Source organism: Actinomycetota bacterium, assembly GCA_030682655.1.
GTDB lineage: Bacteria > Actinomycetota > Coriobacteriia > Anaerosomatales > JAUXNU01 > JAUXNU01.
In genome coordinates this window covers 46,823-59,594 of the sequence record JAUXNU010000174.1, presented here as the reverse complement: position 1 = coordinate 59,594, position 12,772 = coordinate 46,823, and the positions used below count along the sequence as shown (strand labels likewise).

Below are 12,772 nucleotides of genomic sequence, written 5' to 3'. Positions count from 1 at the left end.
CGGATATCAGCATGGTCGATCGCCGTTCCCATGTGCCCGCCCGCTTGCATCTACTCAAGGGCGAAGACCACCATGAGACCTACGAGGTTGACTGGCCATCTCATATCAACGTGTTACGGCATGAGCGGCGGGTTTCGCCGTCCATGTTGATTCTATCTCGCGCCGCCCGCTCGATGCCGGGGTTAGGCCTCGCTCGCAGTCGTCATACTGCAGCTCCGGCGCGCTCGACACGCCTGCGTCTGATCGCTCGCGCCAGCGCGGCACCGTACTCCGCGAAGCCCGCCGACAAGACGACGGTCAACACGGCGCTCGCGACTTCACTATCGAGGAGCTTGAGGCCGCCGAACTGCGGTGCCAGGAATCGAAGAATGCCCATTCCGATGCCGAGCAACCAGGGCGCATAGGCCGGAAGATCGACTCGCTTCATGAGTAGCTGCGCAACGACTCCGAGGCAGAAGGGGACCACACCCGCCAAGATCACGACCAGCATCCCGAAGAACATCTCCATGGGACCCATCAGCAGACCTATCAACACGACCGCGAGGAGTCCTGCGGCAATCCACAAGATGCCAGTGCCTCGGCTCACGATCACCCTCCCCCTCGTAGGCCTAACACTTGATTGACCAGACTGCGTAAGCAAGCGTGTGCAGCTCAATTCGCAGTGTAATCCTGCGCTTTCACAGAAGCACCCCAGCTCCAGGGCCTGCACTCGATTCTTACGCAGTCCGCGTAACCCGACCCGCTCGCCCTACAACCCGCTCTCCCCTGCCGCTCGGATCGCGGCCATCGCGGCCACCGGGTCCTCGGCCCAGAAGACCGCGCTCCCGGCTACCAGACACCGTGCACCGGCCTCGGCCACGAGCGGAGCGGTCGTCACGTCGATTCCCCCATCGACCTGAATCAGTGGCGACGCACTCTCCTTGGCGCAGAGCTTAGCGAGACGGTTGAGCCTCTGCACCGTGCGCGGGATGAACTTCTGGCCCCCAAAGCCCGGGTTCACGCTCATCAGCAGCACCATATCGACCTCGCCGATGATGTCGCGAAGCGCGTTCACCGGCGTTGCGGGATTGAGAGAAACGCCTGCCTTGGCTCCCGCTGTTTGGATCTTCTGGATCACGCGGTGAAGGTGGGCGCAGGCCTCGGCGTGCACGGTCACCCAGTCGGCACCGGCTTCCAGGTACCAGTCAACGGTGGACTCGGCGTTGTCGATCATGAGGTGGACATCGAGCGGGACGTCGGTGACGCGCTTGAGGGCCTTGACGATGGGAGGCCCGATGGTGAGATTCGGTACGAAGTGGCCGTCCATGACGTCCACGTGGATGAAGTCGGCGCCACCTTCGGCGATCCGGGTCACGTCCTCGCCCAGTCGCGTGAAGTCCGCCGACAGTATCGACGGGGCCATCAGGATGCGGTCCGACATGCGCACTCCCCTGCGTTCGAGGTGGTTCCCCCACCGACAGGGTAGCGCAAAGTGGGCAGGTGTGGGCGCTGTCGGGCGGTCGAATCGAGCAGCAGCGGGCACACGGGGTGCGGTGACAACATGCCAAGAAGCCCGGCGCTGCAGTCAGACGCCAATCCAATCGGTGGCTGCTGCAACGATATCGGCGGCCATGCGCGCAGCGGCCACGGCCGCCTCACGATCGGGTTCGTCCCAATCACCGGGATACCTGGCCTCGACGGCCCATGCGGTGAGCTCCGCGAGATCCTCAGGGCGCAGCTGCTCCGCCCGCTCGGCATTCAGAAGCGCACGTAACGCAAGAAGGTTGTGAGTTCGAGGGAATGTCGAACCCTGCTCCAGGAGTGCTGCCTTGAGTGCCTTCTCGGCCGCCTGCTGGGCGTGCCAGCAGGCGGCGCGAGGGGAAACGCTCGAATCCTTGGAGACGCGAGTCGCTAGACCGAGATCCTCCTCGGCGAACCTCAGCCACTCGGCCGGGTCGGATCGTCCGTCACGCGACTCGCTCATAGACGACCTTCCCCGACTCCAGAGCGGTCGCCAGCACAGTGCCAGAAACGTGACCGCGACTCGCGATCTCGGCGGGGTCGGTGGGAACCGCATCGACCGGCACTGCGAAATGACCCAGGGCCAGTAGCATCGCAACCATAGTCGCGTGCTTGTCGGTCACCTCAGGCAGAACCACGAGCAGGTCGAAGTCGCTGGACTCATCTCCCTCTCCGGTCGCACGAGAACCGAACAGGATGATCTGCAGCGGGTCAAAACCGGACACAAGGCACTCGATGATCTCGGGTGGCACGTCGGACGACGGCCTGGCAGCCCTGGCGGCCGCGATTCGGTCCTCGGCTTCGAGAGCTGGCAGCACCAACGTCCGCACGATTTCGTGCTCGCGGTCGAGGGAATTGAGCACCGCTCGTCCAGCCGCTACGCGCACGATCACACCAAGTTCGAAGAGGTGATCTAGTGCACGGGCCGCTCCGCCGGGGCTGAGTCCTGTGGCTTGTGCGATCTGCCTGCCACTGAGTGGTTCTTCGCTACGCGCGAGCAACCGCAGCACGGCGTTGCGCCCAGGACCCCCGAACAACGAATCGATGATGTCAGTGTCGGCGTTCACGCTATGTATACTGTGGTATACATAGCGGACTCGTCAACCTGCGCCGCCCCTAGTCCTCCACGAGTCCCATGCCGTGCTGCTCGTCGCGCGCTTCGCGGCCCATGAGCGCGTCGCCGGCATCTGCCAGCCGCCCGCCCTCGTGAAGTATCGAGTGCACCTGCTCGGTGATAGGAAGCTCCACGCCCTCGCGCTCGCCAAGCGCCTTGATCGAGATACAGGCCACGGCACCTTCGGCGACCATGTGCGTCTCGGCTTCGTAGCTGGCGACGGTGCCGCCGCGGGCCACGTGCTCGCCGAGTCCTCGGTTGCGACTGTGCTGGGAGGTGCAGGTGGCGATCAGGTCGCCCACGCCCGCAAGCCCCATGTATGTGAGCGACTTCGCGCCCAGCCGCTCGCCCAGCCGCGCCATCTCCGCAAGACCGCGCGTCATGAGTGTCGCCTTGGTGTTGTCGCCGTAGCCAAGGCCGTCGGACATGCCTGCGGCCACCGCGATCACGTTCTTGGACGCGCCGCAGAGCTCGACGCCGACCACGTCCGGGTTCGTGTACACGCGAAACGTCGGAGCCATGAAGATGTCCTGGAACAGCTGGCCGATGCTCTCCTCATACGCCGCCACGACCGTCGCCGACGGGATCCCTCGGCTGACTTCCTCGGCGTGGTTGGGTCCGGAAAGACCCGCAAGGCGCTTCTCGTTGCCAAGGACGTCGGCAAGCACCTCGGTCATGAGCATGAAGGTACCGTTCTCGAGACCTTTGGAGAGGATGACGGCGGGCGTGTCGCTCGGCAGGTACGGCCGCATCGCCTCGGCTGTGGAGCGTACGCCCATGCTCGGCGTCACCATGACAACGGCCTCCGCGCCGCGAAGCGCCTCTTCGATGTCGGGGGTGGCAAACGTCGTGTCCGGAAGCACGACGTCGGGCAGGTAGATCGGGTTGTGGTGTTCGGCGTTGATTCCCTCGGCGATCTCGGGTTCGCGCGACCACAGCCGCACCGCATGACCCTTGTTGCCAAGGAGCCACGACACTCCCGTTCCCCACGAACCCGCACCGATGACCGAGATGCGCACCCTAGCCCCTGTCCTCCGTGGCAGGTGTCTCCCGCCGCCTGTAGCTGATCTTGGCTTCCTCGCGTCGCCAGATACGTACCATGTTACCCCGATGGCGCCATAGAACGATCGCGGCCGCGAAGAAGGACATCGCCACGAGGGCGGTCCGGTCGCCGTAGAGGGCGATCGTGAGCGCGGGATACGCAGCGGCAACAACGATCGAAGCAAGCGAGACCATCCGTGAAGCGGCGATCACGCCGGCGAACACGAGGAGAAGGATCAGCAGCGCGAGCGGCTCGATCACCAGCAGTCCGCCGGCCGCAGCTGCGACACCCTTCCCGCCTCGGAACTTGATGTAGGGCGAGTACGAGTGCCCGAGGACCGCCGCGATCATCGCACCGATCAACACCCAATCGTGGACCATCGCGCCCATGTGCGTCGGATGCAGCAACATCGCGATGGCGACGGCCGCAGCGCCCTTGGCGATATCGAGGACCACGACCGCCAGGCCCGCCTTCCACCCGAGCACCCGGTAGACGTTGGTTCCACCGAGGTTCCCGGACCCGTGTTCCCGCAGGTCGGTCTTGTAGAAGACCTTGCCCACAATCAGGGCGAACGGAATCGCGCCGAGGAGGTAGGCCAAGACATACGCCGCCCAGAATCGGAGTACCAGTCCGATCATCGCTAGTCCTTCTGACGGAACTTGAGTATCACCGGTGTGCCGGTCAGGTCGAAGGCCGCACGAAGTCTGTTCTCAACGTACCGCTTGAAGTTATCATCCGCGAGTCTCGGATGATTGGCAAAGAAGGTGAATCCGGGCGGCGATGTGCGCGTCTGGGTCACATAGTGCACACGCAGTGTCTTGCCCCCCTTGTTCACGGTGTGGCCAAAGTCGCGCATCTCGGTAAGGACCCTGTTCAGTGCACTCGTCGTGAGCTCGCAGGTGTAGTTCGCGTACACCTTCTCGATGGCCTGGTAGACGCGCGGGACCTTGGAACCGGTAAGTGCGCTGAGTCGAAGCATTGGCGCATAGCCGACGAAGCCGAGTCGTGTCTCGACCTGGTCCGCCAGGTCGTCGCGTTCCTCGACGCTACCAACGGTGTCCCACTTGTTCAAGATCACGATGAGCCCGCAGCCGCGCTCCTCGGCGAATCGCGCGATGCGCTGGTCCTGGTCGGTCACCCCGACCGTGCAGTCAACCATGAGCAGCGCAACGTCTGCACGATCGATAGCGCGCATGGCGCGCACGAACCCGTAGTACTCGACGTCCTCCTCGATCAGCGATTTGCGGCGGAGTCCCGCAGTGTCCACGAACCGGTACGCGCGTCCATCGGTCTCCACGAGAACGTCCAGGGCGTCGCGAGTCGTGCCCGCGACGTCACTTACGATCGCGCGTTCAGTCCCAACGAGGCGGTTGAGCAGCGAGGACTTCCCGGCATTCGGGCGACCGATGATCGCGACGTCGATCGCGTCGGACTCGACGTGCGGCTCCGTCTCCGGAAGTGCGGCAACGACCGCGTCAAGCAGATCGCCCGTCCCGTGGCCGTGTGTTGCCGACACCGGCCACGGCTCGCCGATCCCTAGCGCCCAGAACTCGTGTGCGGCGGTATCGTCATTGGGCGTGTCCATCTTGTTGACCACGAGGAAGATCGGCTTCTTCGCGCGCTTGAGCTTGCGCGCGACCTCTTCATCGGCGGCCATCACACCTGTCTTGCCGTCCACAAGGACGATCACGACGTCCGCTTCCTCGGCCGCTACCATCGCCTGGGCGGTGATGGACTCGGAGAACGGATCGTCCTTGCCGGTCTCGATCCCGCCGGTGTCGATGAGCATGAAATCGCGACCGTTCCAGTCCGAACGGTGGTAGCTGCGATCGCGCGTCACGCCACGCTCCTCATGCACGATGGCATCTGAGCCCTGTACAAGGCGGTTCACAAGCGTCGACTTGCCGACATTCGGTCGGCCAACGACAGCGACTATAGGAAGGGCCATGGGGGTGTCACCGGGTTTCGTGTTCAGGCTTTGGACTGCCAAGGAGAACCCCGGCCAGTCCCGCAGCGTCACAGGATACCACGCATATGTTCGCGCCGGAGTCCTGTATGAGGTCGTCCAGAGTGACGTCGTCGAGCGTGAGACCATCCGCGTTGAAGATCACGTCGGGTAGCAGGTAGGCTCTGCCGCCGGTGGCGTCTGCACGAATCGCCGCAACGATGTCGGACGCTGCGAGCAGCCCGGCCACACTGACGTTCCCGCCGAAGAAGTCGTTTCGCACCTCGATCACGATGACATCGGCGACAGGTTCGCCCAGCGAGGCGACGGCGTCGCGCAGAAGAGGCGCGGCAAGCTCGCCGGTGAGGATCCGGGTGCCGGCGAGGTCGGGCTGCGCGCAGGATGCAGCAGCGGCGGCCTCCGCGAACTCGTCGACGAACGCTCGTGCCAGACCGATGCCGTTCTCGTACTGCGGGAACTCGTCGTAGACCTCCCACGCGGGCAACGTGTGTCCTGCGTTCAAGAAGAACTCGTCGGCTGCGTACACGTGGCCCACGCCGTCTCGCTTGCGGAAAGCCGCCTGCCAGCGCTCGATCTGCTCGATCACGGCGGCAGCGGCCGACGCGCTTTCGAATGACTCCGTGTAGCGGGTCTGGTGGCGCGTGTAGCCAAGTGGTACCACGCCCACCGAGGCCACGCCCTCGCGCTCGGCAAGCCACGTGAGGGTCTGCTCCAGAATCTCGCCGTCGTTGACGTCGGGAACGAGCACGATCTGCACGTGCAGGTCGATTCCGGCATCGAGCAGCTCGTCGAAGCGCGCTAGCGCGCTGTCGCTGCGCGCACCCATAAGCCGCGCACGCACGCCAGCGCCGATCGCGTGGAGCGACACGTACAGCGGCGACAGGTGCTGCCCGGCAATGCGCTCGACGTCTGCGTCGGTGAGGTTCGTGAGCGTGATGAAGTTGCCGTGCAGGAACGACAGGCGGTAGTCGTCGTCGCGAACGTAGAGGGCGGGTCGCAGCCCGCCTGGAAGCTGTGTCATGAAGCAGAACTCGCACCGGTTGTCGCACGTGCGGACGGCGTCGAAGATCTCCTCGGCGAAGTGGATACCCCACGGAGCGGCGGCGGCGCGCGAGAGGGCCGTGTCGATGCGGCCTGCGCCCGCTCGCTCAAGTGTCACGCGGACGGCCGGGCCGTCGGTGAGCCACTGCCACTCGATGATGTCGGTGATGGGCGTGCCGTCAACTGCGAGGAGCACGTCATCGGGCTGAATGCTTGCCCGATCGGCCGGTGAGTCTGCGGCCACGCGGTCGACGCAACCACCCTGCGCGGCGTGGGCGCCGCCGCCGTAGTCCGCGCGCCGAGACATCGCTACCCGAGTTTCTCGATCGCGGCGATGACACCGGCCATCTGGACGTCCGGTGTCGACGCTCCCGCGGTCACGCCCACCGACTCCGCTTTCTCGAACCACGAAGCTTCGAGCTCATCGGCGGTTTCGACGTGATAGGTTCGGGGGTTGACGGCCATACAAATCTCCGCGAGTCGGCTGGTGTTGCCCGAGTTGTGCCCGCCGACTACAACGGTCACGTCGACGGTGAGTGCGAGCTCCTCGGCGGACAGCTGTCGCTTGGCGGTGGCGCTGCAGATCGTGTTGCACACGCGCAGCTCGTTCACGCGCGGAAGAAGCGCCATCACGACGCCTTCGAGGCGCGCGAGCGACTGCGTGGTCTGCACGACGACCCCGACCTTGCGCGACGGCAACCGTTCGGGCAGGTCGGCGGCGGACTGGACGATCAGGGCCGTGCCTCCGGCGTGCGCCATGATCCCCTCGACTTCGGGATGATCCTCTTCCCCCACGATGATGACGCTGTAGCCGTCCTCGGCCAGCTCGCGGGCACACGTGTGGGCGGCGGACACGAACGGGCATGTCGCATCCACGACGTCGAGCCCGCGCTCCTCGGCCTCGCGGATGATCGCAGGATCGACGCCGTGCGAACGCACTACGAGGATGCCCTCGGTGACCTCGTCGAGAGTGGCGGCAACCTCCACGCCCTGCTCTCGAAGCGCGGCAACAGCCTGGGGATTGTGGATGAGCGGGCCCAGGGTCTTGACGTGAGTGCCCTTGGCTGCCGCCTCGCCCGCCAGACGCAGCGCGCGTTCGACCCCGTAGCACACTCCCGCATGCCGGGCGACTTCCACCCGCATCGTCTACAACCTCCTCGCGCGCTCGAGCTCGACTGTGATGCGTCGCATCGTTTCGGCCGTCATGGCTTCGATGCGCTCCTTGCGTCCCGCCTCGGCAAACTCCTCGGCCGAAACGGGCTGTCCGAGACTCATGGTAACGCGTGGGAAGCGAATCATGCGCGTTCCGCGCGGTCTGATGGCGTCCGTGCCTGCGATACCGACCGGCACGATCGGCACGCCCGCGCGCATCGCGATGAACGCGGCGCCGCCCTGGACGGTGGCGTCCCCGCTGGTGTTTCGGGTGCCCTCGGGGAAGATGCCCACCAGCTCGCCACGGGTCAGCAGCTCGGTTGCGTTGCTGATGGCCTCGCGGTCGGAGCGTCCGCGTCTGACCGGAAAGGCCCAAACGCGCGGGGTAGCCCAAGCGAGCAGCGGGTTCGACCACAGCTCGCTCTTTGCCATGAAGTGCAATGGGCGCCGCATGGCGCACCAGAGCAGGACGGGATCGCCGTATGAGATGTGGTTCCCGGCAAGCACCGCTCCCCCATCCGGGAGGTTCTCCCGGCCAAGGACCCGAACGCGGAACATCGCAAGCAATAGTCTCCCGACCGTGGCGTGCAGACACCGTCCGAACAAGAATGTCCGCGGATCTGCGAGCGGAGACGGCGCACTCACGAGCGGGCCTCGACAAGCGCAGCGATGAGTTCGACCACGTCATCGACTGACATTCCGGTGGTGTCGATGACGGTCGCGTCCTCGGCCACGGTGAGCGGGCTCGCCGTGCGACCGGTGTCGGCGGTATCTCGAGCCGCGATTCCCTGGTGCACGTCCTCGCGGGCGATGGTCGCGCCGCGATCGACGAGCTCCAGGTGCCTGCGGCCTGCGCGCTCGTCTTCGGAGGCGGTCAGGTAGACCTTCACGGCCGCATCGGGAAAGACGACGCTTCCGATGTCTCGCCCCTCGGCGATGATGTCCTGGCCGGCGGCGATCTCGCGCTGGCGGGAAACCATCGCCTCGCGAACGCGTAACATGCGCGCGACCGCGCTCACCGCGGCGTCCGTTGCGGGCGTGCGGATCGCCAGCGTGACGTCGACGCCGTTGGCCAGCACGCGCGTGGCCAGAGGCGAGTCGCCCTCGTGTTCGAACCGGATATCGGCGCGCTCGGCGATCGTCGCTACGGCATTCTCGTCGCCAAGTGCGAGACCGCGGCTGAGCGCCACGTGCGCGACCGCTCGGTACATCGCGCCGGTGTCGAGGTAGTGCATCCGGAGTCTCTGCGCGAGGGCCCGGGCGACGGTTGACTTGCCTGAACCCGCTGGGCCGTCGATAGCGACGATCATGCGTCCTCACCTGGTCGGGCGTCCGGTACTTCGCACTCACGAACTCGCCGCGTGCCGGCACATGATATCACGCACCCAAGCCACACCGCGCTGCCCCGGCACCACCTGCGATGTCTACCTGGAGCCCAAAGCAGCCAGGTCTTCCAGGAACCGCGGATAGGACACGTCAACGGCCTCGAAGCGATTCACCGTCACGCCACTCTCGCTGACAAGCCCGGCGACCGTCCACGCCATCGCAAGCCGGTGGTCCCCGCTCGAATCGACCTCCGCCTGCCCGAACGCACCAGGACCGATGACCTCAAGCGCATCACGCTCTATCGACACGCCTACGCCAAGGAGACCGAAGGTGTCGTATATCGCCTGCAACCTGTCGGACTCCTTCACGCGGAGCTCTGCGACACCTTCGAACCGGGTCGTCCCGCTCGCACGTGCGGCCACAACCGCGAGTATCGGCACCTCATCTACCAGGGACGGAACCTCCTCGGCGGTCACGGTGGTCGACTGCAGGTCCGGCGTGTGGCGCACGGTCAGCGTGCCCGCGAGCTCGCTGCCCGACGACTCGTCGCCCGCGACGTCGATGTCGGCACCCATGCGCTCGAGCACGCGCAGGAAGCCCGTCCGCGTCGGGTTCAGCGCCACCCCGGTCAGCACTACCTCGCTGCCCGGCACGAGCAACGCAGCTGCCACAAGAAACGCCGCCGAGGACGGATCGCCCGGCACGGCCAAATCTGACGCGCGAAGCACGACAGGGCCGTTCACGGTCGCGGAATGAGCGACAGCGTCGACATCCACCGCCACACCGAAGTCGCCCAGCATGCGCTCGGTATGGTCGCGGCTCGGAGCGGGCTCCCGGACCGTGGTGTGCCCGGGCGCGCACAGCCCGGCAAGCAGCACCGCCGTCTTGACCTGCGCGCTTGCGACCGGGCTCTCAAACGAGATGGGGGCCAGTCCTCCACCCGTCACCGTGACGGGCAGCATGCCGTCGCGCGTCGTGAACACCGCGCCCATTCTCGAAAGCGGCTCGGTCACTCGCAGCATAGGACGCTTCGACAGCGACTCGTCGCCGTACAGCGTCGCGGTCATGGGCCAACCGGCCAGCATGCCAAGGAGAAGTCTGGCGGTCGTACCGCTGTTGCCGCAGTCGATCGGCGTCGTTGGCTCCACGGGACCCAACTCTCCCCAACCCGTCACGGTCACACTGAGACTTCCGTCCTCGGCAGTGACCGCGCCGACCTCTGCGCCAAGCGCTTGGACGGCACCGATCGTGGAACGCACGTCAGCGCTGTCGAGTACCCCGGAAAGGCGACTTCTTCCCTCCGCCATCGCAGCAAACAGCACGGCGCGGTGCGAGATGGACTTGTCGCCGGGAACGCGCACCGTTCCGCGAAGCGGCGCGGCGGACTCTCGGGCGTTGTGCTTCATCGTCGTCTACCTCTCTGTGCCGGCGTCTAGTGGCCGGAGGCGCGGGTCGTAGCCCCGCGAACGCAGATCCTCAGTGAGCGCAAGCATGTCGCCCTCGTCCGTCAGGACCAGCACGAGCACCGCACTGTCCTCGGACTGGTGGTCGATCTCGATCGCCTCGATGTTGCAGCGCGCACGGCCCACCGCCGAGGTCACCTCGCTGATGACGCCGGGCCGGTCGATCACCGGGATGAGCAGCTCAGACAGGGCCTCCGTAGCCGGGACCCACTGCGCCGGCAGCGAACGCCGCACGTCGGCGGCCCGGGCAAGCCAATCACGTATCGCCTCGGTATCGGCCGTACGCAGCATCTCCGCAAACTCGCCAAGGACCTCGCGAAGCTCGTCGATGCCGGCAGACAGCGCGGGCGCATTGTCGATGCAGATCCCCGTCCACAGGTCCGCGCTTCCCGCAGCTATGCGCGTCGTGTCCTTGAAGCCACCCGCGGCCAGACGCAGGAGCTCGTCGCCCTCACCGGCATGAGCCTTGGCAAGCTCAACCAGTGCCGACGCCGTGACATGTGGCACGTGGCTGATGATCGCAACCGCCTCGTCGTGTTCACGGGCGTCAACGGACACCACGCGCGCGCCGAGGGACGCGACGTACGAGTGCAGGCGCCGGTACGCGTCCATGTCGGTCGTGGGCGTGGGCGTCAGCACGTAGTACGCACCCGCGAACAGGTCGGCGCGCGCAGCTTCGACTCCGCTGCGCTCCGAACCCGCCATCGGGTGCCCGCCGACGAACGCCGCCGCATCGCCAAGGAATCTCTCTGCAGCGTCTATGACATGCCCCTTGGTGGACGACACGTCCGTGACGACCCCATCGAACTCGTTCTCGCCAAGGATGCGGAGCCACTCCTCGGCCACGCGGGCAGGAGTCGCCAGTACGACGAGGTCCACTCCACCCGGGCCGAACCATCCCTGTTCGATCGCCTCCTGAGGAGTCGCAGCGTCATCGATGATGTGCTGGCCCCGGGCGTACGACAGCGACTCCGTGTCCGGATCCACGCCAAACACCTGCGGAGGCGACGGCAAAGCTTTCGAGGCCGCGGCGAACGACCCGCCCATCAGGCCAACGCCGACTATCGCGATCCGCCGAAAGCCCATCAGTTCCACCCGAAGTGCGCGCCCTGCAACTCGACGAGCGGCGCGAGATCGCCCATCAGTGCTGCGAAGTCTTCCGGGACCAGCGACTGCGGGCCGTCACATTTGGCATGCTCGGGGTCGGGATGCACCTCGACCATGAGTCCATCGGCTCCAGCGACGATAGCCGCCCGGCACATGACCGCTACCAGGTCGCGGCGTCCCGTGGCATGGGACGGATCGGCGATGACCGGCAGATGCGTGAGCTGTTTGAGGGCGGCGACAGCGGCAAGGTCGAGGGTGTTACGCGTGTACGTCTCGAAGGTGCGGATTCCTCGCTCACACAGGATGAGGTCGCGGTTGCCTCCCTTGAGGACGTACTCGGCAGCCGAGAGAACCTCTTCGATCGTGGCAGACAGGCCCCGCTTCATCAGCACCGGCTTTCCCATGGTGCCAAGCTCGTCGAGCATCATGAAGTTCTGCATGTTGCGTGCACCGACCTGCAGCACGTCGGCGTATTCGGCAACGGTGGACGCATCGCGCACGTCGAGAACCTCGGTGACGACGGGCAAGTCAACCTCGTCGCCGGCCGCGCGCAGCAGCTTCAGGCCTTCGACGCCCATTCCTTGGAATGCATACGGACTGGTACGCGGCTTGTATGCACCGCCGCGCAGCATGGTCGCCCCAGCAGCCTTCGCCGCTCGCGCGACGGTCATCATCTGGTCTTCCGACTCGACCGAGCACGGACCCGCGATCACCGCAATGGCTCCGCCCCCGATGGAGGCGTGCGGGCCGACCCGGACCACCGTGTCCTCGGGCTGGAAGTCACGGCTGACGAGCTTGTAGGGCTTGAGGACCCGGATGACTTCCTCTACGCCGGGCAGGCCCTGAAGATCGAGCGCATAGACGGTCTCGCGGTCGCCGATAACGCCGATGATCGTCTTGACCTTGCCACCGGACAGGTGGGCTTGAGCGCCGGCCTCTTCCAGGAGTTCGACGACGTGATCGATCTCTTGCCGGGACGCGTGGTCCCGCATGACTACCAGCATGATCTACCCCTCACTCAACCAACGGACGTCCGGACAGGTCCGCCGCGCGAGCGCCAG

At 65.9% G+C, this 12,772-nt stretch carries 14 protein-coding genes; all 14 read right to left on the bottom strand.

Features of this window, described 5'->3' with window-relative positions:
- Window positions 1-202 precede the first annotated feature (202 nt).
- Window positions 203-586: a hypothetical protein gene (locus tag Q8K99_11745; GenBank protein ID MDP2183226.1), complete on the bottom strand. Its 384-nt coding sequence runs from the start codon at window positions 584-586 to the stop codon at window positions 203-205.
- 162 nt (window positions 587-748) lie between these two features.
- The gene (rpe, locus tag Q8K99_11740) at window positions 749-1,420 is read right to left on the bottom strand and encodes a ribulose-phosphate 3-epimerase (GenBank protein MDP2183225.1); all 672 of its coding nucleotides are present in this window, start codon (window positions 1,418-1,420) and stop codon (window positions 749-751) included.
- A gap of 144 nt (window positions 1,421-1,564) precedes the next feature.
- Window positions 1,565-1,963 (bottom strand): HEPN domain-containing protein, encoded by a 399-nt coding sequence (locus tag Q8K99_11735; protein ID MDP2183224.1) that lies wholly within the window; start codon window positions 1,961-1,963, stop codon window positions 1,565-1,567.
- Window positions 1,947-2,567 (bottom strand): nucleotidyltransferase domain-containing protein, encoded by a 621-nt coding sequence (locus Q8K99_11730; GenBank protein ID MDP2183223.1) that lies wholly within the window; start codon window positions 2,565-2,567, stop codon window positions 1,947-1,949. Before Q8K99_11730 ends, Q8K99_11735 begins: the two co-directional genes overlap by 17 nt.
- Before the next feature lie 49 nt (window positions 2,568-2,616).
- Window positions 2,617-3,633 (bottom strand): NAD(P)H-dependent glycerol-3-phosphate dehydrogenase, encoded by a 1,017-nt coding sequence (locus Q8K99_11725; protein MDP2183222.1) that lies wholly within the window; start codon window positions 3,631-3,633, stop codon window positions 2,617-2,619.
- Between the two features lies 1 nt (window position 3,634).
- Window positions 3,635-4,294, bottom strand: a complete 660-nt coding sequence (gene plsY, locus Q8K99_11720; GenBank protein MDP2183221.1) for a glycerol-3-phosphate 1-O-acyltransferase PlsY — start codon at window positions 4,292-4,294, stop codon at window positions 3,635-3,637.
- Window positions 4,295-4,296: 2 nt separating this feature from the next.
- Window positions 4,297-5,604: a ribosome biogenesis GTPase Der gene (gene der / locus Q8K99_11715; protein MDP2183220.1), complete on the bottom strand. Its 1,308-nt coding sequence runs from the start codon at window positions 5,602-5,604 to the stop codon at window positions 4,297-4,299.
- Between the two features lie 7 nt (window positions 5,605-5,611).
- Complete coding sequence (locus Q8K99_11710) at window positions 5,612-6,970, bottom strand: DUF512 domain-containing protein (GenBank protein ID MDP2183219.1); 1,359 nt, start codon at window positions 6,968-6,970, stop codon at window positions 5,612-5,614.
- A gap of 2 nt (window positions 6,971-6,972) precedes the next feature.
- Window positions 6,973-7,806 carry a 4-hydroxy-3-methylbut-2-enyl diphosphate reductase gene (ispH, locus tag Q8K99_11705; GenBank protein MDP2183218.1) on the bottom strand — a complete coding sequence of 278 codons (834 nt, stop codon included), beginning with the start codon at window positions 7,804-7,806 and terminating at the stop codon, window positions 6,973-6,975.
- A gap of 3 nt (window positions 7,807-7,809) precedes the next feature.
- The gene (locus tag Q8K99_11700) at window positions 7,810-8,373 is read right to left on the bottom strand and encodes a lysophospholipid acyltransferase family protein (GenBank protein MDP2183217.1); all 564 of its coding nucleotides are present in this window, start codon (window positions 8,371-8,373) and stop codon (window positions 7,810-7,812) included.
- Window positions 8,374-8,456: 83 nt separating this feature from the next.
- Window positions 8,457-9,125 carry a (d)CMP kinase gene (gene cmk, locus Q8K99_11695; GenBank protein ID MDP2183216.1) on the bottom strand — a complete coding sequence of 223 codons (669 nt, stop codon included), beginning with the start codon at window positions 9,123-9,125 and terminating at the stop codon, window positions 8,457-8,459.
- A gap of 114 nt (window positions 9,126-9,239) precedes the next feature.
- Window positions 9,240-10,547: a 3-phosphoshikimate 1-carboxyvinyltransferase gene (aroA, locus tag Q8K99_11690; protein MDP2183215.1), complete on the bottom strand. Its 1,308-nt coding sequence runs from the start codon at window positions 10,545-10,547 to the stop codon at window positions 9,240-9,242.
- Window positions 10,548-10,553: 6 nt separating this feature from the next.
- Window positions 10,554-11,690: a prephenate dehydrogenase gene (locus tag Q8K99_11685; protein ID MDP2183214.1), complete on the bottom strand. Its 1,137-nt coding sequence runs from the start codon at window positions 11,688-11,690 to the stop codon at window positions 10,554-10,556.
- Window positions 11,690-12,715 carry a 3-deoxy-7-phosphoheptulonate synthase gene (gene aroF, locus Q8K99_11680; protein ID MDP2183213.1) on the bottom strand — a complete coding sequence of 342 codons (1,026 nt, stop codon included), beginning with the start codon at window positions 12,713-12,715 and terminating at the stop codon, window positions 11,690-11,692. Before aroF ends, Q8K99_11685 begins: the two co-directional genes overlap by 1 nt.
- Window positions 12,716-12,772: the final 57 nt, after the last annotated feature.